Genomic DNA, 23,575 nt, shown 5'->3' on the forward strand with positions numbered 1-23,575 from the left:
ACCTTGCAGCCAGTTGTGCCGATGAATATCCCTAACTTGCTTACCGTTCTGCGCGTCGTGTTGATACCGTTTTTCATCCTGCTGTTCTATCTGCCATACAATTGGAGTTACATGGCAGCCAGTACGGTGTTCGCGATCGCTGCCGTCACCGATTGGCTGGACGGTTACCTGGCGCGCCGCTGGGAGCAGAGCACGCCGTTTGGCGCATTTCTCGACCCCGTGGCCGACAAGCTCATGGTCGCTGTCGCGCTGGTGCTGCTGGTGCAAGAACACGCCAACTTCTGGCTGACCCTGCCGGCTGCTGTGATCATCGGCCGGGAAATCGTGGTTTCGGCCTTGCGCGAGTGGATGGCCGAGATTGGCGCCCGGGCTCAGGTTGCCGTGTCCAACATGGGCAAATGGAAAACCGCAGCACAGATGGTGGCGCTGGTCATTCTGTTAGCCAACCCCTCGGCGCCGACGTTCTGGGTGGTCGTCGGCTACGCTTTGCTGATCATTGCCGCCGCGCTGACATTGTGGTCGATGCTGCAATACCTGCGCGCCGCATGGCCGCACCTGAGCAGTGCCGTTGAAAAGAAATAAAAGTTTTTTTGAATCAAGGGCTTGACGGCCGTTGCCGATTCGATAGAATGGCGCCCGTCAACACGACGCGGGAATAGCTCAGTTGGTAGAGCACGACCTTGCCAAGGTCGGGGTCGCGAGTTCGAGTCTCGTTTCCCGCTCCAGTTTGTTTGCGTGCAGTAGCTGTCGTACTTCACGTTTGGGGCCGAGTAGCAAAGTGGTTATGCTGCGGATTGCAAATCCGCCTACGCCGGTTCGATTCCGACCTCGGCCTCCATCATTGAACCCCCGTAGCCATTGGGCTGCGGGGGTTTTTTTGTGCCTGCGGATTTTGTAGGTCGGGACACTGGGGACAATCCTGGGGCACTGAGATTGCTGGCATGTCGCACGGTGTCCCTCAAAAATCCGCAGCATGGCTACTATCCAACAGCGCTCCAACGCCAACTGACGGACCAAGATCCGCAGAAAAGGCTATCCCGCTCCTTCCGCCTCGTTCGACACGAAGGCGGACGCGCAAAGCTGGTCGGCTGAAACCGAGGGTGATATGTCTCGCAGGCGATTGGTCGATACCCTCAAGGCCGAATCGACCACGCTGGCGGATGCGCTCAGCCGCTATCTACGGGAAGAGGCCGTGCACAAAAAGGGCGCATTTCAGGAAACCGCCCAGATCAAGATCTGGGAACTCTCCATAGGTAGGGACGCGGCGTTTCAGGTGACTCGATAGGTGGTTCACAGAGCTATCTGACATTTTTTCCGCTAATAGTCCCAGCTAGTGAATATGCAGCTGTTATATCGACGAAAAATAGGACAAGCGAGCTTACGGTGATTGCTGACACGGCGGAGAGCTCTTCATCGGCGGAACTCACACCGTCACCCTTACCGAGGTGACTTTCGCTCACCTTGACCTCCCCGTCCATGACGTAGAGCCATGGAGTAAAACCGTAATGCACCGGGATTTCCAGCGTACGACCGGCCTCTAGCAAAGTGTCATACACGTAAACCTGATGGCGAATAGTTAACGGAGAGCCAGTCCCCTCAGGGCCTGCAATCAGTCCCCACCGTCCAACGGGGGCTCCATCAGCACGATCCAGGAAGTTTACTTCGCCGGGCAGGTCCGTTTCTCTAGGGCGCACGAATATTTGCAGCATTTCGACTGCGTCGTCCGGTGCGCTTTCTTCATGCCAGAAGCTCTTTCCTGCGTTCATCATCATGAGCTTGGTGCTAGAAATCGGAATTCTGTTCCCAGCCTTGTCCTCGTGAAGCATGGTGCCCCGCCACATGTAGCTGAGGATCTCGTCGTTGACGTGCTCGTGCATTTTTACCAAGGTGCCAGCGCCGAGGTTCGCGTGATCGAAACCGCTGAGTGGTCCCAGTGCTGGATCGGCATTTTCACCAAACGCCATCCCTGGGTTTACGCTTTCAATATGAAACGAACCCTCGCCATGTGTGGAGCGTTGCTGGGCGCGAAAGATATGCATATAAAGCCTCCACTTCGTTGTGTGGCGTGTGGAACACCGAACAGGGCAGGCTGCCGAATGGAAGCGCTGCCCTTATGCAAGGCGAATCATCCAGCGAAGGCTTCCATAATGACTTGCACAAGCTCACCGCCTTCCGGAGTAGCCCAGCTTCCCGCCAACTCGGCGATTACCTGATTAGTGCTGGTCAGCGTGACACCACCCTTGTCCATACGTCGCAGGGCGATGTCGTCCGCCATGGCGGTCGGGGAGGCGCCACCATCGGCAACCACTTGGACCTCATACCCTTCACGTACCAGAGTCAATGCGGGGTATACAGTGCAGACGTCGTTGGTCACGCCCGCAATGATCAGTTTTTTGCGACCAGTAGCTTTGACCGCTGCTGCGAAGTTCTCGTCATCCATAGCGTTGACGATGCCCAAGCGTTTTATGCGACCGGCGTGGGCTTCCGGCAGGATATCTGCCAGTTCACTCAGCAGTGGGCCCTGTGCATGCTCTTCCATGCTAGAGGTGAGGACCACTGGCAATTTGAGAATGCGAGCCGCTTTGGCCAGCATCAGTGCATTCCGCTTTAGCTCTTCAAAGGGCATGGACTTGGCCCAGCCCATGGTGCCGACCTGATGGTCGATCAACAGAAGAGCGGCATTGTCAGCATTGAATCTTTCATAAGACATGTTGTTTCTCCAAACAAGTTAGATGGGACCTGTTGCCCCATGTGTGATCAGGATCTCAGACGCGAGCTGGCAAGGTTCCAAAGGCGCCGCGTCGATAGCCATCTACTGCCTTGGCCAGCGCATCTTTTGAGGCCAAAGCGAGGGGGCCTTGTCGATACACCGGTTGGCCGAGCGGAATTCCTGAAAACATTACAGCCTTGGTATTACCGCGTTTTGCATTCAATTTAACGATACGGTCAGCGGACTGTGGCAAGTTAACCGCCGCCTTGAGATCGGAGAGACCAAATGCCTGCTCGTCGACTGAAATCTCACCATCAATCGGCATCACGAACGCCACATGCCCTTCAGGAACGAAGATATTGATTTCGGTTCCTTTCTCTAAGGTGATGTCGAGCATCCGGACTTCCGTAGGTACCGACAGAGGTGAACTGACTCCCTCGAAAGTACCCAGAGGGACGCGTATTTTTGCGCCAGGTAAATGCACGACCGGCACGTTCTGAGCCTCCAGGGTCAGCGCAAAGGGTGCCACTGACTGTTTGTGTTCTGGCAGATTGATGAAAATTTGCAGCATGTGAACGGTCTTGCCGCTTTCGGCGGGTACCTCCTCATGAACAATGCCTTCACCCGCTGCCGTCCAGTGCAATCCGCCTGGTTGAATCAGATTGCGTTGGCCGTGGGAGTCTCTGTTGTCGATACCTGTTTCCGAGTCAGGAAACAGGTAGGAAACCGCCGAGAATCCAGCATGGGGATGCGGCGGGAAGGTGGGCCCACTGATCCACGCATGGTCCACACCAAGGAACGGGTCAATGGGCTTGGCGAACTGGTCGGCGGTTAAAGTAAGGGCTCTGAACTGGCGGCCGTGATTTATCGGCTGTAATTGCGCCGTGGCTTGCATGCCTACTTCCTCAGGCCTTTTTGGTCATCGTTGGGTAATCGATATAGCCTTCAGGCCCTGGGGTGTAGAAGGTGTTCTTGTCAGGGGTATTCAGTTCAGCCCCCTCGCGTAAACGCTCCGGCAAATCAGGGTTGGCCACGAAGGCGCCGCCAAATACAACTGCATCTGCGCTGCCCGATTCGATGAGGGCCTGAGCGCTATCTTTCGTTTGGCCACTTCCGATCAGGTAGCTGCCCTTGAACAAGGGGCGCAGCTCCGCGTGGTAATCGAATTGCGCGCCAAACAGCGCTACGTGCAGGTACGCGAGGTTGAGATTGGTGATCTGGCTGACTAGATAAGTGTAGGTCTCTTGCGGATTAGCGTCTTTGATGTCGTTGAAATTCATCTCCGGAGAAATCTTGATGCCGATCCGATCGCTGCCGATTTCGCTGACCATCGCCGCCAGCACTTCCAGGACGAAGCGACTGCGGTTCTCGACCGAGCCACCATAATGGTCTTCACGCTGGTTGCTGCCGGTGGACAGGAATTGCTCGGGCAGGTAGCCCGAAGCGGCGTGCAGCTCGACGCCATCAAACCCTGCTTGAATGGCGAGGCGAGCGGCATTGCGGTACCCCTGAACGACCTCTGCAATTTCAGCGACGCTCAAGGCGTGCGGTGTCACGAAGTCTTGCAGGCCGGTCGCTGTATAGGTCTGGCCCGCAGCTTTGATCGAGGAAGGAGCAAGTGGTTGCGCACCGTTCGGGATCAGCGATGGGTGGGACACGCGTCCGCAGTGCATCAGTTGCATGAAAATGCGCCCACCGCGAGCGTGCACGGCGTCAGCAACCTTCGTCCAGGCAGCGATCTGAGCGGCAGTTTCGATACCAGGCGTGCGGACATAGCCTTTGCCCGAAGCGACCGGAAATACGCCCTCGGTGATGATCAAGCCGGCACTGGCGCGCTGAGCGTAATAGGTCACAACCAAATCACTCGGCACGCCCGCGTCATTGGAGCGCGAACGCGTCATCGGCGCCATGACAATGCGGTTGGACAGGATGTGACGGCCTATTTTGGCTGGGGAAAACAACGAGTTCATTGCAGTGCTCCTCAATCGTGATGGAGCCATATTCCGCTAATCGTTAGGTGGGATAAAGATGGTAAAGTTGAAATTACTGATCCACTGGTGGAGCAATGAATTGGAATATTTGAACGACATGGCGTTGTTTGTCGAAGTCGTAAAAATGCGCAGCTTTCGGGGCGCGGCTCAATCCCTAGGAATGCCCAACTCGACGCTGTCTCGCCGAATCACCGGCCTGGAGAAACAGATCGGATTGCGCTTGCTGCATCGAACCACCCGCAAGATCGAATTGACCGAGGCCGGACAATTGTATTTCGATCGCTGCAAGCGGATCGTTGATGAAGCGCGGCTGGCACATGAGCAGCTAGGTGAGATGGTAGCCATGCCTAGCGGCCTGCTGAGGGCCTCTATGCCTGTGGACTTCGCTAATGTCTATCTGGCGCCGTTGATTGCTGAGTTTGCTAGACGTTACCCCGGCATAAGCTTCGACTTCGACCTTACTCCTCGCCAGGTGAACCTCGTGACCGACCCGGTGGATGTAGTTATCCGAATGGGCGAGCCGGCGAATTCGAATCTCATCGCCCGCAAGCTCGCGACTCTCCATCGTCGCCTTTATGCTTCTGCCCTATATCTTGAGACTTCAGCTGAGTTGGATCATCCTTCCCAGCTAGCCCACCATGAATGCCTGCGTTTGAAGGGTCCCGGATCTGACCGGTGGATACTTTCCAGCACAGACGGAGAAACGGCGATTGATGTAGGTGGCCGCTTCGAACTGAACAGCGTGGGGATGATCCGGCGCCTGGCCTCGCTAGACTTAGGAGTCGCACTGTTGCCCGCAGGCATCGCAGCGCAAGACGTAGCTGAGGGTAGGCTTTGCGAGGTACTACCTACATGGCAAGCCTCCCCAATTCCGGTGTACGCGCTAACGGAAACCCGGCTCCTGCCCGCGAAGACGCAACGGTTCATCGAGTTTCTACAGAGCAAGCTTGCTTAGCTGATAACGTAAGATCGAGCAGTTGTAGCTCAGCACTGACAATCATTAGGGGGCACCAGACTTGATCACGTCCGACAGCAAGGAATCACAGACCGCGCAGGGTGTAATTGCTTTCTGGAAGCAGGCCGGACCTGAGAGGTGGTTTAAGAAAGATGATGCGTTTGATGAGACGTTTCGGCAGGCTTTCTTCGCATTGCATTTCAAGGCTGCTGCACGTGAACTTGAGCAATGGATGGATACTGCGGAAGGAGCTCTCGCATTGCTGATCTTACTCGACCAATATCCCCGTAATGCGTTTCGGGGCACAGCTCACATGTTTGCGACCGATTCTCTGGCCTGCTTTTATGCACACCGCATGGTACAGGATGCACTGGATAAGCAGATTCCTGGGCAGTTACGGATGTTCTGCTACCTGCCTTTTGAACATTCAGAAAATGAGGATGACCAGAAGCTATCGGTACAACTCAATCGTGATCTCGATCCGAAGGATCTCAAATGGGCTTTGGAGCACGCGCGGATCATTGAAAGATTTGGCCGCTTTCCGCATCGAAATGAACTGCTCGGTAGGGTGACAACTCCTGACGAACGGGATTTTCTCAGCAGCGGTGGGTTCTCTGGCTAGGCGGAAAGGCGTGCGTGATCGAGACGAGAAAGTAAACTGAGTTTTGGTTGCACGGTCCGTTGCCGGGGCAGATTTCGATTGTTGTTGGGTGCACACATTACAGAAACCACACTTGAAAAGCGTTCGCGAACTCAAAGGGACACCCATCTAGAATGCGACCTGTAGGGCATACATTTCTCCGAGCTTCTGGAACGGAAAACTCTGTAGGCCGCAGCCCATTTAGCTTTAGCGGGCAGATTGCAAATCCGCCTACGCCGGTTCGATTCAGACCTCGGCCTCCATCATTGAGAACCCCGCAGATTAACGTCTGCGGGGTTTTTCTTTGGGCGGGAGAAAAGGGCCGCAGTGCCAAGCACTGTTACAGATCTGACGTTGCCAAAAAAACCTCAGCCTTTATCATTTGCGCTATCAACGACTAGCCGATGGACTGCGGCCTGGTCAAAACGCCGGTCATGGCTGTGGGTACTCAGCGTCTACCGGAGTTCCAATGCATAGGAATGCTCATGAATATCCTCACCCTCAAAACCCTCAGGCTGCTGCTCTCAGGCGCGTTACTCGGTGTAGCTGCAGGTAACTCTCTGTTCAGTTTGAGCTCCCCAGGCGAGATCATGGCTGGCGTGGTTGGGGCGGGTGGGGCTTTTGCGCTGATGAAAGCTACGGCGATCATTTGAGGCATGGTTGAAGCACTTGTCAGCGTGGGCGCTGACCCTGTTTCCATCGTGGTTGCGGCCTTTTGCGTCATGCTTCGTTGCCTGCAACTCTGGACCAAGGGTCGAGATATCACATCTGAGCAATGCGCATCCGCGCTGCTTAATGGCGCCTCGGTGTTCCCCTTCATACTGATGTTCTGCGCAGCCTTTTCTCCGAAGCTTCTTGAGATCGCCGGCGCAGCGCAGTTGTCTCTTGCGTTGGCAGGGGGTGTTGGTCTGGTTTTCGTGCTCGGTGAGGTCTTGAAACCGGCCAGTCTGAAAGACTGATCGGCAGGATTTGCACATTCGCCGTGGCCCACCCGGACGACCGGCCCAAAAAATATCGAACCCCACGTTTTTTCAGCCTCTCCAAGCTAAAGAGCTCAACTTCGAGCCACCTATGAGAGCCTGAAACCGTGCCAATATCCACAACCACCCAAGAACAGAAAAACCATGCGATGGCAGCGCTGATCGAAGAGCTGATCGCCCGGGGTACTGACATGGTGTCATTGGGAGAGGCGGCGAAATTGCGTTTGCTGGGCAGCCAGAGTTTGCACATGCACCCCGCGGACTACCGCGTTCGCTGCGCCCGGGCCGTGGATGAGCTTGTCACGCCGCAGGACATCGTTGTTTCCGAGCCGACCAAGTCGCTGTAGGCGCTGTTCCTGGGAGTGTCCATGTCTCATCTCGTCGAAGCGCTCTTTCAACGCATGGTCGAGGCGCCGGTCCTGGTGTTGACCGGCGCTGGCATCAGCACAGCTTCTGGTATTCCAGATTACCGGGACACGGACGGCGTTCGCCGGGGGAATGCGCCGATCATGCACCAGGATTTCATGACCAGCGCCGCCACTCGCAAACGGTACTGGGCGCGGGCGATGGTGGGCTGGCGCGGTGTGCATAAAGCGCTGCCCAATCCTGCCCATCGGGCGCTGGCCGCGCTGCAGGAGCAAGGCCATGTCAGCGGGCTGATCACCCAGAACGTAGACGGCCTGCACGATGCTGCCGGCAGCAAGGGCGTCATCGAACTGCACGGTAATCTGCACCGGGTGGTGTGTCTGGATTGCGGCAAGCTGTTGCGCCGTGACGACGTACAAGCGCTGCTGGAGCAGCGCAACCCCGACCTTCAGGATGTGCACGCGGTGCTGGCGCCCGATGGTGACGCGCATCTGGCAGCGCGCTTTCTGGACAGTTTTCAGATGCCCCATTGCCCCTGCTGCGGCAGCGATTTGCTCAAGCCGGATGTGGTGTTCTTTGGGGGTGGGGTGGAGCCGGCGCATGCGCAGGCAGCCTGGAAGGCCGTCGAAGCCGCTCCGGCGATGCTGGTCGTGGGCTCTTCTCTGATGGCGTATTCGAGCTTTCGCCTGTGTCAGGAGATGTCCCGCCACGGTAAGCCATTGTTCGCCATCAACCTGGGTCGAACCCGGGCCGATGGACTGCTCAGCATCAAGGCACCCCAGCCCTGCGAGGAGTTACTGCCGTTGCTGGCCCAGCGCTTGCTGGGCTAGCAGCGAGCATCAACCCAGCGCAGTGTCCATGAACATCATCACTGCAAAGCCCAGCATCAGGCCCAGGGTTGCTGGGGTCTGATGGCCGTTGCGGTGGGTTTCAGGGATGACTTCATGGGATACCACAAAAATCATCGCGCCAGCCGCCAGGCCCATGCTGATGGGGTAGGAGAGGGCGAATCCGCTGGAAAGACCCAGGCCCATGATGGCGCCCAGGGGCTCCATCAGGCCCGAGCCCATCGCTACCAGCGCTGCCTTGCCGGCGCTCAGGCCTGTCGCGCGCAGGGACATGGCCACTGCCAGCCCTTCCGGAATGTCCTGCAACAAGATGGCGCTGGTCAAGGGAATGCCCACTGCCAGGTCGCCGTTGGACAGGCTGACGCCGATGGCCATGCCTTCCGGTAGGTTATGCAGGGTGATGGCCAGTACGAACAACCACACACGGTGTATCCGTTCGGCATTCGGGCCATGGCGTCCGGCGTTCTCGTGCTCGTGGGGCACTACCTTGTCCAGCCCCAGCATCAGCGCGACGCCCAGCCCGAGCCCGACGATGACGATCAAGGCGGCAATGGCGCCGCTGTCGGTATGAGTGTTGGCAGCGGCCAGTCCCGGCAGCAACAGGGAGAATGTGCTGGCCGCCAGCATCATCCCACCGGCGAAACCGAGCATGACATCTTGCACCTTGGAAGAGATCTCCCTGAGCGCCAGCGCGATCAGGGCGCCAAAGGCCGTGGCGACGAACCCGCCGGTGCCGCCCAAGGCGGCGTACCAGGTGTGTTTGGGATCGGCATGCAGCAGGGCGTTGAAGATGCTCCAGATCATGATCCCGCCGCTGACAGCCAGCAGCAGCCCGGTAAATGTCCATAACCATGGCTTGCTCTTGAAGCGTTGCGGCCAGCTGTCGACGGCGGAAGCGATGTTGGAAGGCATGAAAACTCTCTGGATTTAAACGGCGGACATAAGCATGGACCTGTTCGGTGGGCAGTGGTTGCGCGACTTTTCTATGTAGGCCATCAGAAAAATCTTTTTTTTGGGTGCATCCAAAGCCGCTCCTGCCGGGTAGTACTGATAGCAGCTACAAAAAAGCGCTGCCTGTTCGATCACTCTTATGGAGCTTGCCCAATGAACGCAAAACGCCTTTTCTGCCTCTCCCATGCCTTCGCTGCCGCTGCATTGCTGGTCGCCACCGGTGCCCAGGCGCAGTCGGATCTGCCGGACAGCATCAAGGTACCTGCAGGTAACAAAGTCGCCATGGAAACCGTCGGCGTGGGTGACATCACCTACGAATGCCGTGACAAGCCAAATGCTGCCGGCCAGACCGAGTGGACCTTCGTGGGGCCAAAAGCGGTGCTCAATGATCGTTCCGGCAAGCAAGTGGGCACCTACTACGGCCCGCCCGCTACCTGGGAAGCCAAAGACGGTTCGAAAGTGACCGGCACCCAGTTGGCCGTGGCGCCATCCAGCGCTGGCAATCTGCCGTACCAGTTGGTCAAGGCCAATCCTGCCGAAGGCAAAGGTGCTATGGTTGGCGTCAGCTACATCCAGCGTGTCGCCCTCAAGGGTGGGGTAGCACCAGCCACTGCTTGCACCACCGCTCAGAAAGGCCAGAAAGAAACGGTGAAATACCAGGCCGACTATATCTTCTGGGCAGCTGAGTAACGGTTGAAGACAACCGGGCGCATGGCATGGCAAACCCGTGCGCTTGGTCTACGCTGCGCTGCGAACCTTTCGATTCCATTTGCGATGGCGGTCTGTCTTGTCTTTGCCGGAAAACCCATTCGATTACGATCTTGCCCTGCAAGGCTGCGCCCGCGGTGATCGGCGCGCCTTGCAAGGCCTTTATGAACACGAAGGCGGGCGCTTGCTGGCGGTGGCCAAGCGCATCGTCGGTGACACGGCCCTTGCCGAGGACATCGTCCATGACGCGTTCGTCCGCATCTGGACACGCGCCGCCAGCTTCGATCCGCAACGCGGTTCGGCCAGGGGCTGGCTGTTCAGCGTTACCCGGCACCTGGCACTCAATCATGTGCGCCGCCATGAGCGGTTGCAGCCTTTGGCCGATCAGGATATCGACGCCATGGTGGCCGATGAGCCGGCGGGTCTGGCGATCGGCGGGGCGCGTATCGACGGCTGCCTGGAGCAGCTTGAGCCGTTGCGTCGCCAATGTCTTTACCACGCCTATCTGGATGGCTATTCCCATGCCGAAATCGCGCACAAGCTCGACACTCCGCTGGGTACCGTCAAGGCCTGGATCAAGCGCAGCCTGGCTGCCTTGCGGGAGTGCATGGCATGAGCGAACGCAATCGTTCTGGGGACGCTATGCCTGAGGAACACCTGAGCATCGAAGAGCTGGCCGGCGAGTACGTGCTGGGCACCTTGAACAACGATCTGCGCGATCAAGTGCGCAAGCGACTGCCCCACGAGCCGGCGCTGCGCGCTGCCGTGGATGCCTGGGAAGCGCGGCTGCTACCGTTGGCGCAGCGCCAGGCACCGGTGCAGCCGTCCGCTGGCCTTTGGCAACGCATCGAGCGCAGTCTGGACAGCGCGGCGCCGCAGCCGATTCCGATCTGGTGGAATCGCCTGGGGCTGTGGCGCACGCTGGCGGGTGCCGGGTTGGCGGCGACACTGGTGTTGGGGGCGATGCTGCTCAACGTCAGCCCCGTGGCGACCGCGCCGACCTATGTGGTGGTGCTGATCGGCCCTCAGGACAAGGCGCCGGGCTGGGTGGTGCAGGCCAATGCGCGGCAGGAGATTCAATTGATACCGCTGCACGACAGCGAAGTCCCCGCCGACCGCTCCCTGCAGTTCTGGACCAAGGCCGACAGTTGGCAGGGCCCGGTGTCGTTGGGTCTGGTGCAACCGGGTCAACGTGTCGAGGTGCCGTTGGATAAATTGCCGCCGCTGGAAAACAACCAGCTGTTCGAGCTGACGCTGGAACCCCGCAATGGCTCGACCACGGGCAAGCCGACCGGCCCGATCCAGTTCATCGGGCGCGCGGTGAAGGTCATTTGACGATGAGTCAGGCGCGCAGGCGTTCTTCCTGGCAGTCGTAGCCACCCATGTCGAATTCGCGACAGATCAGTGGGCGCAGCTCATAGATGCTGCAGCCCATGCTGTGTCTGTCCAGGGCGGCGCACCAGCCATCGTCCAGGCGCGCCATGGTCTGCGAACCCCAGTCATCGGTCTCGATGAAGCGCTCCGGGACGCCGGTATCGGTGATCAGCATGACTTCCAGGCGGCAGCACTTGGCCGCACAGGCGCTGCAGCTGATGCTGGGGTCTATACCGGTGTCATCTGTAAGGTCGTGAAGCGGGATCAAGGGCCAGGCCTGCGCAAAGTCGGTGGCCGCAGGGTACCGGGCCGAAGGGATTTTCACAAAGCGTGCGGACCTTCGGGCCTGATTAATCGACGGGATGCAGCCGTGACCGATAATGTTTTGCCGAATCATGCTCTGTAACACCGCCCGACCCTAAGCTCATGCACAGGATGATAGCGCAGTGACAGCGGCCACTTTCACGCCGCCTTCGCGGGTTTGCGTTTGCGCTTGTTCTTCCATGGCGTGGCGCCTTTGGGGGCTGGCCCACTGATGGTCATCTGCAATCCCGCGCAGCGCTCCACCAACTTGCTCATCCAGGCCGACTGCTTGGCAACGAAGGTTTCCAGGCTCATCTCGCCGCTTTGCACCATGTCCAGTGCCTGCTCCCAGATGGCGGTGGTGCCGGGATCGGCGATGGCCCGCGGGACGGCGTCGATCAAGCTGAAGGCGGCGGGCGTGGCGGCCAGGGCCTTGCCTTGCTTGCTCAGGTAGCCGCGGTCGATAAGGCCTTGAATGATGCCGGCACGGGTCGCCTCGGTGCCAATCCCAGTGGTGTCCTTGAGCTTCTGCTTCAGGCGCGGATCCTCTACCAGCTTGGCGACATTTTTCATCGCCTTGATCAGGTCGCCTTCGGTGAAGGGCTTGGGTGGCTGTGTCCACAGGTCTTTGAGTTTCACGCTCTGGACAGCGCAAGACTGCCCTTCGATCAGACGCGGCAACGGCTGGGGCGGCGGCGCCTCACGGCCCTTCGCGGCGCTGACGGCCTGTGGCAGGGCCCGTTTCCAGCCGGGCTCGACGACTTGCTTGCCGACCGCGCGCAGGGCCTGGCCGGCGCATTCGAAGTCGGCCTGGGTGCGATCGTATTCGTGATTGGGCAGAAACTGCGCCAGGTAGCGGGCCCTGATCAAGCTGTAGACCGCCAGGTGCTTGCCCTGAAGCTTGCCTGCCGATGGCGCGGCAGCCGTGGGAATGATGCCGTGGTGGGCGCCGACCTTGGCGTCGTTCCAGGCGCGGGAGCGGCGCTTGGCATCCAGGTGCGGCAGCAAGGGTGTCAGGCTTTGGTCACTGCGGGCCATGGCGGCAATGATGGTGGCTGCCTCGCCATGCTGGCTCAGCGGCAGGTAGCCACAATCACTGCGCGGGTAGGTGATGACCTTGTAGGTTTCATACAGCGCTTGCGCCGTGTCCAGAGTTTCCTGAGCGCCCAGCCCCAGCTTCTTCGAACACACCTCCTGCAGAGTGCCGAGATCGAAAGGCAAGGGCGCTACCTCGCGCATGCGCTCGGTACGCAGCTTGGCCAGTCGCGCTTCGCGAGCGCCTTGCAGGTCTGCGGCCGCTTGTTTGGCCAGCGCCGGGTTCAGGCAACGTCCCTGATCGTCACAATGGTCGTTGGGGGGCATCCATTGGGCGACGAAATCGACCCCGTCGGCATTCAACAGCACGTCGATGGCCCAGTAGGGCACCGGCACGAAGTTGGCGATGCTGCGATCACGGTCCACCACCAGCCGCAACGTGGGCGTCTGGACCCGCCCCACTGGCAAGACCCCTTGATACCCTGCGCGCCGCCCCAGCAGGGTGAACAGCCGGCTCATATTCATGCCGATCAGCCAATCGGCCCGAGAACGCCCGAGTGCGCTGTGGTACAGCGAGAAGGTATCGGCACCGGGTTTGAGCGCAGCCAGGGCCTTGCGGATGGAGGCATCGTCCAGCGCCGAGAGCCACAGCCGCTGGATGGGGCCACGGTAGCGGCAATGCTCCACCAGTTCACGGGCGATCATTTCACCTTCTCGGTCGGCGTCCGTAGCGATCACCAGTTCCGTCGCTTCACCGAGCAGGCGCTTCACTGCCTTGTACTGCGACGCGGTCTTGCGTTTGACCTGCATCTTCCATTGCTGTGGGACGATGGGCAGGTCCGCCAGCACCCAGCGTTTGTAACGTGCGTCATAGGCGTCTGGCGGCGCGGTTTCCAGCAGGTGGCCAATGCACCAGGTGACCGTAAGGCCGTTGCCGACCCAGCAGCCGTCGCCACGACGACCGGCGCCGAGCACTTTGGCGATGTCTTTAGCCTGGGACGGTTTTTCGCAGAGGAACAGCCGCATAGGTACCTGGTGGAATGAATGCCTGGAAACGTTAGGATGCGCAGGCAGGCGCACATAGGCAAGCTTTATCTGTATGGATGTACAGTTTATGATGTCGCTGCATATGACGCTTATCTTCCTCTTCGCCATTTCAGCGCACCGCGCAAAGGCCTGGCCATTTTGAATCTGCAGCAGGGCTTCATCCTGACTCGCCACTGGCGCGACACCCCGCAAGGCACCGAAGTCGAGTTCTGGCTGGCGACCGATCAGGGCCCGCGCTGCCTGCGCCTGCCTTATCAGGTCTCGGTAGCCTTCGTGCCAACCGCGCAGACCGCCCAGGTCGAGGCGCTGTTGCAGGGCGAAGAGGGCGTCGAGCTCAAGCCGCTGGAACTGAAGGATTTCCAACACAGGCCTGTCTCGGGTCTGTACTGCCCGCAACAGCGCCAATTGCAAAGTCTGGAAACGCTGCTGACCAAGGCCGGGATCGATGTGCTGGAAGCCGATGTCCGGCCGCCGGAGCGCTATCTCATGGAGCGATTCATTACGGCTCCGGTTGCCTTCGAAGCGATGCCGCAAGCCCAGGGCCCCTGGCTGCAAGCCCAACTCAAGCCCGCGCCGGATTACCGTCCAACCCTGCGGCTGGCCTCGCTGGACATCGAGACCACCGAACGTGGCGATCTGTACTGCATTGGGCTGGAAGGCTGCGGACGGCGCGACGTGTACATGCTCGGACCGCCGAATGGCGATGCGGCCAGTGTGGATTTCAACCTGCAGTACTGCGAAAGCCGGGTGGAGTTGCTGCAGTGCCTCAATGCCTGGTTCGCCGAGCATGATCCGGACGCGATCATCGGCTGGAATGTGGTGCAGTTCGATCTGCGGGTGCTGCACGAGCACGCCAGGCGCTTGAACGTGCCGTTGCGTCTGGGTCGCGGTGGTGAGGAGATGACGTGGCGCGAGCACGGCAGCGGCAATCAGCATTTCTTTGCCGCCGCAGCCGGCCGGCTGATCATCGACGGTATCGAAGCGCTGCGCTCGGCAACGTGGAGTTTCCCTTCGTTCAGTCTGGAAAACGTTTCCCAGACGCTGCTCGGCGAAGGCAAGGCCATCGATACGCCCTACCAGCGCATGGACGAGATCAACCGCTTGTTCGCCGAAGACAAGCCCTCACTGGCGCGCTACAACATCAAGGACTGCGAGCTGGTTACGCGGATCTTCGCCAAGACGCAACTGCTGACATTCTTGCTGGAGCGCGCCTGCGTGACTGGGTTGCCGGTGGACCGCAGTGGCGGCTCGGTGGCTGCGTTCAGCCACCTCTATCTGCCGTTGATGCATCGCCAGGGCTTCGTCGCGCCCAGCCTCGGCCAGCGCCCGCCGGAGGCCAGCCCCGGCGGTTTCGTCATGGATTCGTGCCCTGGGCTGTACGAGTCGGTATTGGTGCTGGACTACAAGAGCCTGTACCCCTCGATCATTCGCACTTTCCTGATCGACCCCATTGGGCTCATCGAGGGCTTGGCGCATCCGGATGACCGTGAGTCGGTACCCGGTTTTCGCGGGGCTCGCTTCTCTCGCTCGCGGCATTGTCTGCCGTCGATCGTGGCCAACGTCTGGAAAGGACGGGAAACCGCCAAACGCGAAGGCAATGCACCGCTGTCCCAGGCACTGAAGATCATCATGAACGCCTTCTACGGGGTGCTGGGCTCAAGTGGCTGTCGATTCTTCGACCCGCGCCTGGCGTCCTCCATCACTCTGCGCGGCCACGAAATAATGCGCCGTACCCGAGAGCTGATCGAGGCCCAGGGCTACGCAGTGATCTACGGTGACACCGATTCCACCTTTGTCTGGCTCAAGTCGGCCCACGACGAAGAAGCGGCCGCCCGTATCGGTCGCGAGCTGGTGATGACGGTCAATCGCTGGTGGCAGGAGCATCTGCTTGAAGAGTACGGCCTGGAAAGCGCGCTGGAGTTGCAGTTCGAAACTCATTTCAAACGTTTTCTGATGCCGACCATCCGTGGTGCCGAGGAGGGCAGCAAGAAACGCTATGCCGGCCTGGTCCGCCGCCCGGACGGCCAGGACGAGATGGTCTACAAGGGTTTGGAAAGTGTCCGCACCGACTGGTCGCCCTTGGCCAAAGAGTTTCAGCAGGCGTTGTATCGGCGCATTTTCCACGGTGAGCGCTATCAGGAATACGTTCGCGATTACGTCAAGAAGACCTTGGCAGGGGAGCTGAACACGCAGTTGGTGTATCGCAAGCGTTTGCGCCGGCCGTTGGATGACTACGAGCGCAATGTGCCGCCGCATGTAAGGGCCGCGCGTATCGCCGACGAACATAACCGCGCCCAGGGGCGGCCACTGCAATATCAGCGCGGCGGCTGGATCAGCTATGTGATGACGGTTGCAGGTCCCGAGCCGTTGGAAACACTGCACTCGCCCATCGACTACGACCACTATCTGAGTCGACAGCTACAGCCGATTGCCGATGCCATCCTTCCTTTCGTCGATGACGACTTCAATACCCTTGTAGGCGGCCAGCTCGGTTTGTTCTGAAGCATTTACAGCGTCTGGCTGATGAACTCCAGGGTCAGCGCCACCGCCAGGCCGGCCGTTAGCCAGGCACGTAATCCCAGCCGCGATTTGCGATACCAGTGACCCACGCCCAGCACCCGGGCGGGAGCGAGAAGCTGACGCCACCGCAACTCGGTGTCGTGAAAGGCTGAAACGTGCTCGCTGGCGCTGTCGAGCCAGCGACGGAAATCGATGCGCTCGCTGGCTGTGGTAGCGGGGTTCTGCAGCCTGGCGTACCAACCCATGGCCAGACTGTTGGCTGCGGTGCGCGGCGGGAAGCAGGCTTCAAGCGCCGCATGCATGTCTTTTTCCACGCAGCTCAGGGAAATGTCCAGGCGCTGGGCGATGGCGGGGTAGGGCAGATTGTCCAAACGGCTGAAAAGCAGCACCTGCTGAGCCCGCCGCGGCAGTTTCTTCAGGCTCAGGAAGAGGCTGTCCTGGCCCTGCTGGCCGGGCGTATTGTCGAACAGATTGTGAGACTGAGTGAGCAGTTGGGTCATGCTTGACACCTCCTTTTGCGCGAGTCCGGATGATCTGTGGGGCAGTTCAATCGAAAGAAATCGGCTTTGTTCGGACTTCCGTTATCCGATGCTCTTTTGCTATCATGCGCGCCATTCCGATTGGCAACACCTGAAAAGTCTTCATTAGCCTGAAGAAACCAAAAAAAAGACCCGGCAAAAAGCCGGGTCAAAAACCGTGATTAGCCTGATGAGGAGATAATCTGAAGGTCCGACCTAAGGCCCTTCAGGTTATCCAACCGATCTCTCGATCGGTTGAGCTCAATAATAATCGTTATCATTTGCAAGTCAAATGATTTTTCTCCGTTCCTGCAATTTTTCCAATACGCCCGCCGACTCAGTCGAGCGGCAGCTCGGTGGTGCGTTTGACTTCGCTCATGGCAATGTTCGAGTAGGCTTCTTGCACATGGGGCTTTTGCAGCAGGTGATCGCGCAAGAAGCGTTCGTAGCTGGAGATGTCCTTGGCCACCACCTTGAGCATGAAGTCCATGCCGCCGGCCATGGTGTAGCACTCCAGCACTTCGGGATAGCCGATGATTGCCTCCTCGAATTCCGTCAGATAACGCCGGCCGTGCCCGGAGAGCTTCACGCTGACGAATATGGTCATGCTCAAGCCCAGTTTGCGTGGGTTGAGCAGCGCCACCTTGCGTTCGATCAGACCCTCTTCCTGCATGCGGTTGATCCGCCGCCAGCAGGGAGACTGGGACAGTTCGACGCGCTCGGCGATCTGCGCCGCCGAAAGATCGGCGTCGTGTTGGAGCAGGCGCAGGATACGCCGGTCAATGGGGCTGATTGGGGTCTGCATGAACAAGTCCGCTTTTATGATTATTCGACAAGCTTCATGCAGAGTATGCCGCTCAGCGGGTTTGGTTGAACAGGTCCAGCCCCATCGACATGCGCCAAACGGCGCCGAGGTGTTCTGAAGTTATGAGCGCCCCCCCTGTGGGAGCGGGTTCTACCCGCGATGACGCCCGAACAGACACCTCATCACCCCATCCTCAAGCGATGAAATCGGCTGCATGCAGCTCCTTCACCCCTACCAGCTGCACCTCGAATTCCGCAGTGGCATCAGCATTGGTGCTGCCATAGAGCACGCCATCGGCGAACCGCAATTGTCCGGTGGCATCGCTGCCGAACGCCTGCGAGCCGATGAAGTTGAACGCGTCGCTGCCAGCCGTCAGCGGCTTGGCGTCCAGGCCGGAGAAATCGAGCTTGTCGCTCTCACTGGTCTTGAAGCCATTGATCACGTCGCGCAACGCGCCGACACCCATGTCGTCCAGACTGCCAAACACATAGGTATCGGCGCCGGTGCCGCCGGTCAATGTGTCTGTTCCTGCGCCGCCGCTCAGGCGGTCGTCGCCAGCGCCACCGGTAATGCTGTCGTTGCCGCCACCGCCTTCGAGCACGTTGGCGTTGCTGTTGCCGCTCAACACGTCGGCAAAGCTGCTGGCGGTCAGGTTCTCGATGTTTTTCAAGGTATCCAGGCCTGAACCGCCGGTGTTCTGCTGCGCGCTGGTGGAAAGCGTAAGCGTTACACCAGCGGTGGCATTGGCATAGGAGACGGTATCGACCCCGGCGCGGCCATCAAGCACATTGTCGCCGCTGCCGGCATACAACAGGTTATCCAGGCCATTGCCCACGGCGTTGGCGCTGGCCGCCGAGTTGATGTAGAGGTTCTCGACGTTGCTGCCCAAGGTGTAGGTGGCCAGGCTGCTGAACACGGTGTCGATGCCGCCCGTGACGCGGTCGCTGTTGGTTTCGATGACGGTGTCGTTGGCATTGTCGACGTAATAGCTGTCGGAGCCGTCGCCGCCGCTCAAACTATCGGCGCCTGCGCCCCCGTTGATCACGTTGTTACCGCTGTTGCCGGTGATGAAGTTGCGCAAGGCATTGCCGGTGCCGTCGATGGACGACCAGCCGGTAAGCGTCAGGTTCTCGACGTAGTCGCCCAGGGTCCAGCTGACCGAGCTTTGCACGGCGTCGATCTGGGACGGCGAGGCGTCCGTTTCAGTGACGGTATCGAAGGCGTTGTCGACGATATAGATATCGTTGCCCTTGCCGCCCGACATGCTGTCGGCGCCGATGTCACCGTCGAGCGTGTCATTGCCGTCGGTGCCGCCCAAGGTATCGTCCTGGTCGGTGCCGTGAATGAGGCGGCCGTCGTTGGTCACACCGTCGAAGATGGCCTGCACGCTGTTGTTGTCGTTGGGGTTGCCGGTAAAGCCCAGGTCGTCGGCAATATAGTCAGCCAGTCGCTGGCCGACGATCTCTGCCGATTCCTCGTGCAGATGCCAGACGTCGTCAGGGTAGACCAGTGGATCGACCTCATGACGCAGGGGCAGGTCGGTGTAGTCCACCGCCAGCTTGACGTCCGACCGTTCGCTGGCAATGGCTTCCTGAGCGGCACGCACGTAGCCGACACCTTGCACGATCTGAGCGATTTTGCCTTCGTCATAACCACGCGCCCGGGCGGCAGCCTGATCGTAATGGCCGGTTTCCATCAGGTAGACGGAGAAGTCCCCCAATTGCGCGTGCAGGTAGTCGAAGACCTTCAGGGTCTGGGCCTTGTACAGCGCCGCGGCGGCGGCCTTGTCGCTGGCCCGGCCGATTTCCTGAGCGGCTTCTTCGCCCTGCCCCCAGATGATGCCCATGGTCACATTGTCGACGGCGCGCAGTTCGCCCAACTGGTCTTGCAGCAGGCCTACAGCGCGGAGCAAGGCGGGCCCAGGCTGGTTGGTGTCGGTGAGCCACCAACACAGGCGTAATTCCTCGGCGGTGCCGGTGGACACGCCCATCACCGTGCTGCCGCCTACGGCGATATCGACGCCATTGCCATCGGCGTCGTCGAACTGGCTGCGCACGTCATAGTCGGTATAACGCGCCAGGTCCTTGACCAGTTCCGTGGTGCCGGACTCGTTGTCGTCCTCGGTCATGCGCAGCAGGCGTGCGTTGGACTGGCCCAAGGTAGGCAGGTAAAGAATGTCCTGTGGTTCGCGCTCGGCGAAGACGAAATCCGACGCCGTCAGAGAGCCCAGCAGGTTGCCGCTCAAGGCGATCTCGAAGCGATTGCCGTCAGCGTCAGCTTCGGCGGATTTCACGTAGGTCTTGCTGCCGTCGCCGCTGAGGGTCATGTACAGGGTGTGGTTGCTGCCATCGCCCAGACCGAGGAAGCCCAGTGCAGAAACATCGATCTTGTCCTGACCATGGGTGAAGTCGTAGATCGTGTCGGTGGCGGTCTGGCCGCCGGCATCGTAGTCGCGGTAGCTGTCGCTGAGGCTGGCGTATCGGAACACGTCGTTGCCGCTACCGCCGTACAGCGCGTCGCGGCCCTCGCCGCCGTCGACGATGTCGTTACCGGCGCCGGCCCTGATCGTGTCGGCGCCACCCAGGCCCAGAATCAGATCGCTGGCGGCGGTGCCGTTCAGGGTTTCGCCAGCACCGGTGCCCGTCACGGTATTGACTGGCGCATCGGCCACGGTCAAGGCGAAGCTGTCACTGGCCGAGGCGCCTGACGGATCGGTGGCGGTTACCAGGAAATTGTAAGCCCCCGCGGCCGTGCCGTTCGGTGTGCCGCTGAACGTCAGCGTGGTCGGGTCGAAGCTGACCCAGGTCGGCAGGGCCGTGCCATCGTTCTGGGTGGCCGTGTAGGTGAGCACGTCGTTGTCCGCGTCGCGGAAGCTGGTCTGCGTCACGGTGTAGGTGAATGGCGTGTTCTCGGTGGCGCTCTGGTCCAGCAGCAGATCGGCGACCACGGGGGCGGTATTCACCGGAGGGCTCTGGTTGGCAAAGATGAAGTTGGCTGCGGTCAACGTGGTGAGCAAATTGCCTTGCAGCGACACCTCGAAGCGATTGCCGTTGGCATCCGGGTCCAGGCTCTTGATATAGGTGCGGCCACTGCTGGCGCTGTAGCTCACCGAGAGCGTGCCGGCCTTGCCGTTGCCCAGTCCGCTATAGCCCAGGGCCGAAACATCGATCTTGTCGGCCGTGACGTTGAAGTCCTGGATCTGGTCGCTGAAGCTGGTGCTGGCGGTGCGATAGCTGTCCAGCGTCGAGGTGAAGCGGAAGATGTCGGCGCCGGTACCGCCGGTGAGCTTGTCCACCCCGGCGCCGCCGATCAGGATGTCGTTGCCACCGCCGCCGTTGAGTGTGTCGTTGCCCTGGCCACCCAGCAGTTGCTCGTTGGCGGCCGTGCCGGTCAGGGTGTCATTGCCGGAGGTCCCGGTGATCACGCCGTTGTTGCCTTCGGGCGTGTCCTGCACGGCCAGGGTGAACGCGTCGCTGGCCTTGGCGCCGGCCGCATCGCTGGCTGTGACCAGTACGCTATAGGTACCCGACGCCGTGGATGTAGGTGGGCCGCTGAAGGTCTGGGTGCTGGCTTCGAACTTCAGCCAGGTGGGGAGGGCGCTGCCATCGGCGAGGGTGGCGCTGTAGCTCAGGGCGTCGTTGTCCGCATCAGTGAAGCTGATGGCAGGTACGGTATAAGTGAACGGGGTGTTTTCACTGGCACTCTGGTCTACCAGCGGCGTGGCGACGATGGGCGCATGGTTCACGGTGCCTACCGTGGCAAAGACGAAATTGGCCGCCGTGAGGCTGTTGAGCAGATTTGCGTTGAGGGCCACTTCGAAGCGGTTGCCGTTGGCGTCGGCTTCCAGTGATTTCACGTAGGTCTTGTCACCTGCGCTGTTTAGCACCAGATAGACCGTGCCGTTCTTCCCATCGCCCAAGCCGGTAAACCCCAATGCCGACAGATCGATGCGGTCTTGGGCGACATTGAAGTCGGTGATCAGATCGCCCAGATTGGCGCCATCGGTGTTGTAGTTGCGGTAGCTGTCCAGGCGGCTGGCGAACACGAAGGTGTCAGCACCCGCGCCGCCGGTCAGCGTGTCGGCACCGGCGCCGCCGTCGATGCGATCAGCGCCGCCGGCACCGTTGAGGCTATCCGCACCGGCGCCGCCCAGCAGGGTGTCATTGCCTTCGGTGCCAGTCAGCGAGTCGTTGCCAGCGGTGCCTTCGATGACCCGCTTGAAGATGAAATTATCGGCCTTCAAGCTGGTGAGCAGGTTGCCGGTCAGCACCAGTTCGAAGCGGTTGCCATTGGCATCGGCATCGAAGTCCTTGACGTAGGTACGGTTGCTGCTGGCGTTGTAGCTGATGTTGAGCGTGCCGTTGTAGCCCGTGCCCAGTCCGGTGAAGCCCAGGTCTGCGAGGTCGATCTTGTCCTTGGTGGTGTCGAAGTCTGTGATCGTGTCGCTGAACGAGCTGCTGGCGGTTCGGTAGCTGTCGGTGATCGCCGTGAAACGAAACACATCGGCGCCGCTGCCGCCGGTCATTTTATCGACCCCGGCCCCGCCTATCAGAATGTCGTTGCCACCGCCGCCGTCGAGTGTGTCCTTGCCACCGTCGCCCAGCAGCACTTCGGCTGCGAGGGTGCCGGTGAGGGTGTCGTTGCCGGTGGTACCGGTGATGGTCTTGATCGGTGCTACATCGCTGACGAAGCTGCCATCGCCATACACCAGGGTCGCGCCCTTGCTGGTGTGAGCGATGGTGTTGCCGATGATCGCGTTGCGATCGGTGCCATCCTCGTTGCGCTCGGCTACCCCGTAGGTCGATTTGTCGCTACCGGTGATGAGGTTGTCCTGTACGACGTTGTCGCTGCCGTTGAAGTACTTGCCGGACACTCCGGCCCGGTCGTCGTAGGACTGGATGATGATTTCCGGAACCGGGTTGGTCAGTGAGTTGTTGCTCAGGGTATTGCCTTGCACGGTCACGTCGCTGCTGCCGTAGATGCGGACTCCGGCGCTACCGTTGTCGTGAATGTTCACTCCCTCGACCGTGACGCCGTTGGACAGTTTGATCAGTACCCCTTCAGCGCCGTTGTCGTAGACCGAGCCGCCGCTGATGTCGATGTTGTAGGGGGAGGGGATGTTCTCGCTGCCACGTTGCACCACGATGCCGGTGCTGCCATTACCGTAGGCCGTGTTGTTGGTCATGGTGAAATCGTGGCTGCTGGTGACGATGTTGAAACCGTGGCGATCGTTGTCGTAGGCGATGTTGTTTTCGTACACGCTGTCGACCAGGTAATCGGCGACGAAGCCGTCCAGCCCATTGCCGTGGGACACGCTGTTCTTGATGACCATGTTGACAGTCTGCTCGTGGGGATCGAAGCCGTAGCCCGAGCAGTCCTTGATTTCCACGCCGTCCAGGGTGACGTTGGAGTCATGCCCTTCCTGGCCTGGAATGAAGCCGTTGAACCAGCCGTCGATCTTGCCCGTGGTGTTGTCACGGTTGCCGTCGATGGTGAGGTTGCTCAAACCGAAGTCGTGGGTTTCTTCGCCATAGGCTGACCGGATCACACCGGTGATCTTGGTGTCGGAGCCGTCCGCCACCTTCACCGTGGTGTCGCCCATACCGTCACCGTACATGTACACGTTGCTCTTGAGCATCAAGCAACCATCGGAGGGCTCTTCCCCCGCTGACACGATATACGTGCCGGTGGGGGCATAGACCTGTCCACCTCCCGCTGCTGCCGCCGCATCGATGGCCGCCTGAATGGATGCGGTGTCATCGGTTACACCGTCTCCCTTGGCTCCGTAGTCTTTAACGTTGAAAATCATGGACTTACTCCCTGC

General features: G+C 59.9%; 22 protein-coding genes and 2 tRNA genes. 14 read left to right on the top strand and 10 right to left on the bottom strand.

The window, feature by feature from the left end; all coding sequences use genetic code 11:
- Positions 1–21 precede the first annotated feature (21 nt).
- The 4 genes from pgsA (at position 22) to B3397_RS16775 (ending at position 1,285) form a co-directional block, all read left to right on the top strand.
- The gene (gene pgsA, locus B3397_RS16760; protein ID WP_296252140.1) at positions 22–582 is read left to right on the top strand and encodes a CDP-diacylglycerol--glycerol-3-phosphate 3-phosphatidyltransferase; all 561 of its coding nucleotides are present in this window, start codon (positions 22–24) and stop codon (positions 580–582) included.
- A 67-nt stretch (positions 583–649) separates the two neighbouring features.
- Positions 650–725 (top strand) — tRNA-Gly (locus B3397_RS16765).
- A 39-nt stretch (positions 726–764) separates the two neighbouring features.
- A tRNA-Cys gene (locus B3397_RS16770) sits at positions 765–838 on the top strand.
- A 267-nt stretch (positions 839–1,105) separates the two neighbouring features.
- Positions 1,106–1,285, top strand: coding sequence for a hypothetical protein (locus tag B3397_RS16775; RefSeq protein WP_296252143.1), 180 nt, complete (start codon positions 1,106–1,108; stop codon positions 1,283–1,285).
- A 13-nt stretch (positions 1,286–1,298) separates the two neighbouring features.
- Here the strand turns inward: B3397_RS16775 and B3397_RS16780 are convergent, their stop codons facing one another.
- The 4 genes from B3397_RS16780 to B3397_RS16795 all read right to left on the bottom strand — a co-directional run bounded on the left by B3397_RS16780 (position 1,299) and on the right by B3397_RS16795 (position 4,680).
- On the bottom strand, positions 1,299–2,039 hold the full coding sequence (locus B3397_RS16780) for a pirin family protein (RefSeq protein ID WP_296252145.1): 741 nt from the start codon (positions 2,037–2,039) through the stop codon (positions 1,299–1,301).
- An 86-nt stretch (positions 2,040–2,125) separates the two neighbouring features.
- On the bottom strand, positions 2,126–2,710 hold the full coding sequence (locus B3397_RS16785) for an isochorismatase family protein (RefSeq protein WP_296252147.1): 585 nt from the start codon (positions 2,708–2,710) through the stop codon (positions 2,126–2,128).
- Between the two features lie 55 nt (positions 2,711–2,765).
- Positions 2,766–3,605, bottom strand: a complete 840-nt coding sequence (locus B3397_RS16790; RefSeq protein ID WP_296252148.1) for a pirin family protein — start codon at positions 3,603–3,605, stop codon at positions 2,766–2,768.
- Between the two features lie 10 nt (positions 3,606–3,615).
- Positions 3,616–4,680 (bottom strand): alkene reductase, encoded by a 1,065-nt coding sequence (locus B3397_RS16795; protein ID WP_296252150.1) that lies wholly within the window; start codon positions 4,678–4,680, stop codon positions 3,616–3,618.
- 100 nt (positions 4,681–4,780) lie between these two features.
- On the opposite strand from B3397_RS16795, the gene B3397_RS16800 reads away from it, so the two are divergent.
- The 6 genes from B3397_RS16800 (at position 4,781) to B3397_RS16825 (ending at position 8,472) form a co-directional block, all read left to right on the top strand.
- Positions 4,781–5,656: a LysR family transcriptional regulator gene (locus B3397_RS16800; protein ID WP_296252182.1), complete on the top strand. Its 876-nt coding sequence runs from the start codon at positions 4,781–4,783 to the stop codon at positions 5,654–5,656.
- Between the two features lie 61 nt (positions 5,657–5,717).
- Positions 5,718–6,278, top strand: a complete 561-nt coding sequence (locus tag B3397_RS16805) for a DUF924 family protein (RefSeq protein WP_296252152.1) — start codon at positions 5,718–5,720, stop codon at positions 6,276–6,278.
- A gap of 503 nt (positions 6,279–6,781) precedes the next feature.
- The gene (locus tag B3397_RS16810) at positions 6,782–6,949 is read left to right on the top strand and encodes a hypothetical protein (protein WP_296252154.1); all 168 of its coding nucleotides are present in this window, start codon (positions 6,782–6,784) and stop codon (positions 6,947–6,949) included.
- Between the two features lie 3 nt (positions 6,950–6,952).
- Positions 6,953–7,255, top strand: coding sequence for a hypothetical protein (locus tag B3397_RS16815; RefSeq protein WP_296252156.1), 303 nt, complete (start codon positions 6,953–6,955; stop codon positions 7,253–7,255).
- Positions 7,256–7,425: 170 nt separating this feature from the next.
- On the top strand, positions 7,426–7,623 hold the full coding sequence (locus B3397_RS16820) for a hypothetical protein (protein ID WP_296252158.1): 198 nt from the start codon (positions 7,426–7,428) through the stop codon (positions 7,621–7,623).
- A gap of 21 nt (positions 7,624–7,644) precedes the next feature.
- Positions 7,645–8,472, top strand: a complete 828-nt coding sequence (locus B3397_RS16825; protein ID WP_296252160.1) for an NAD-dependent protein deacetylase — start codon at positions 7,645–7,647, stop codon at positions 8,470–8,472.
- Between the two features lie 9 nt (positions 8,473–8,481).
- Here B3397_RS16825 and B3397_RS16830 read toward each other — a convergent pair whose 3' ends face one another.
- On the bottom strand, positions 8,482–9,294 hold the full coding sequence (locus tag B3397_RS16830; RefSeq protein WP_296252184.1) for a ZIP family metal transporter: 813 nt from the start codon (positions 9,292–9,294) through the stop codon (positions 8,482–8,484).
- A 300-nt stretch (positions 9,295–9,594) separates the two neighbouring features.
- Here B3397_RS16830 and B3397_RS16835 point away from each other — a divergent pair, with 300 nt between their 5' ends.
- The 3 genes from B3397_RS16835 (at position 9,595) to B3397_RS16845 (ending at position 11,484) form a co-directional block, all read left to right on the top strand.
- Positions 9,595–10,131: a DUF3455 domain-containing protein gene (locus tag B3397_RS16835; RefSeq protein ID WP_296252162.1), complete on the top strand. Its 537-nt coding sequence runs from the start codon at positions 9,595–9,597 to the stop codon at positions 10,129–10,131.
- Positions 10,132–10,234: 103 nt separating this feature from the next.
- Positions 10,235–10,765, top strand: a complete 531-nt coding sequence (locus B3397_RS16840; protein WP_414704398.1) for a sigma-70 family RNA polymerase sigma factor — start codon at positions 10,235–10,237, stop codon at positions 10,763–10,765.
- Between the two features lie 26 nt (positions 10,766–10,791).
- A complete protein-coding gene (locus B3397_RS16845; RefSeq protein WP_296252186.1) occupies positions 10,792–11,484 on the top strand; it encodes an anti-sigma factor in 693 nt (230 codons plus the stop codon).
- A 7-nt stretch (positions 11,485–11,491) separates the two neighbouring features.
- Here the strand turns inward: B3397_RS16845 and B3397_RS16850 are convergent, their stop codons facing one another.
- Together B3397_RS16850 and B3397_RS16855 are read right to left on the bottom strand one after the other, a co-directional pair.
- Positions 11,492–11,791, bottom strand: a complete 300-nt coding sequence (locus tag B3397_RS16850) for a YkgJ family cysteine cluster protein (RefSeq protein WP_296252189.1) — start codon at positions 11,789–11,791, stop codon at positions 11,492–11,494.
- A 194-nt stretch (positions 11,792–11,985) separates the two neighbouring features.
- A complete protein-coding gene (locus B3397_RS16855) occupies positions 11,986–13,887 on the bottom strand; it encodes a DNA topoisomerase III (RefSeq protein WP_296252165.1) in 1,902 nt (633 codons plus the stop codon).
- Positions 13,888–14,046: 159 nt separating this feature from the next.
- Here B3397_RS16855 and B3397_RS16860 point away from each other — a divergent pair, with 159 nt between their 5' ends.
- On the top strand, positions 14,047–16,410 hold the full coding sequence (locus B3397_RS16860; RefSeq protein ID WP_296252166.1) for a DNA polymerase II: 2,364 nt from the start codon (positions 14,047–14,049) through the stop codon (positions 16,408–16,410).
- A gap of 5 nt (positions 16,411–16,415) precedes the next feature.
- On the opposite strand, the gene B3397_RS16865 is transcribed toward B3397_RS16860, so the two are convergent.
- The 3 genes from B3397_RS16865 to B3397_RS16875 all read right to left on the bottom strand — a co-directional run bounded on the left by B3397_RS16865 (position 16,416) and on the right by B3397_RS16875 (position 23,560).
- Positions 16,416–16,928, bottom strand: a complete 513-nt coding sequence (locus tag B3397_RS16865) for a sigma factor-like helix-turn-helix DNA-binding protein (RefSeq protein ID WP_296252168.1) — start codon at positions 16,926–16,928, stop codon at positions 16,416–16,418.
- A 355-nt stretch (positions 16,929–17,283) separates the two neighbouring features.
- On the bottom strand, positions 17,284–17,751 hold the full coding sequence (locus B3397_RS16870; RefSeq protein ID WP_296252170.1) for an Lrp/AsnC family transcriptional regulator: 468 nt from the start codon (positions 17,749–17,751) through the stop codon (positions 17,284–17,286).
- Positions 17,752–17,944: 193 nt separating this feature from the next.
- On the bottom strand, positions 17,945–23,560 hold the full coding sequence (locus B3397_RS16875) for a M10 family metallopeptidase C-terminal domain-containing protein (RefSeq protein WP_296252172.1): 5,616 nt from the start codon (positions 23,558–23,560) through the stop codon (positions 17,945–17,947).
- Between the last annotated feature and the right edge of the window lie 15 nt (positions 23,561–23,575).

The organism is Pseudomonas sp. UBA4194 (assembly GCF_002379585.1).
Taxonomy (GTDB): domain Bacteria; phylum Pseudomonadota; class Gammaproteobacteria; order Pseudomonadales; family Pseudomonadaceae; genus Aquipseudomonas.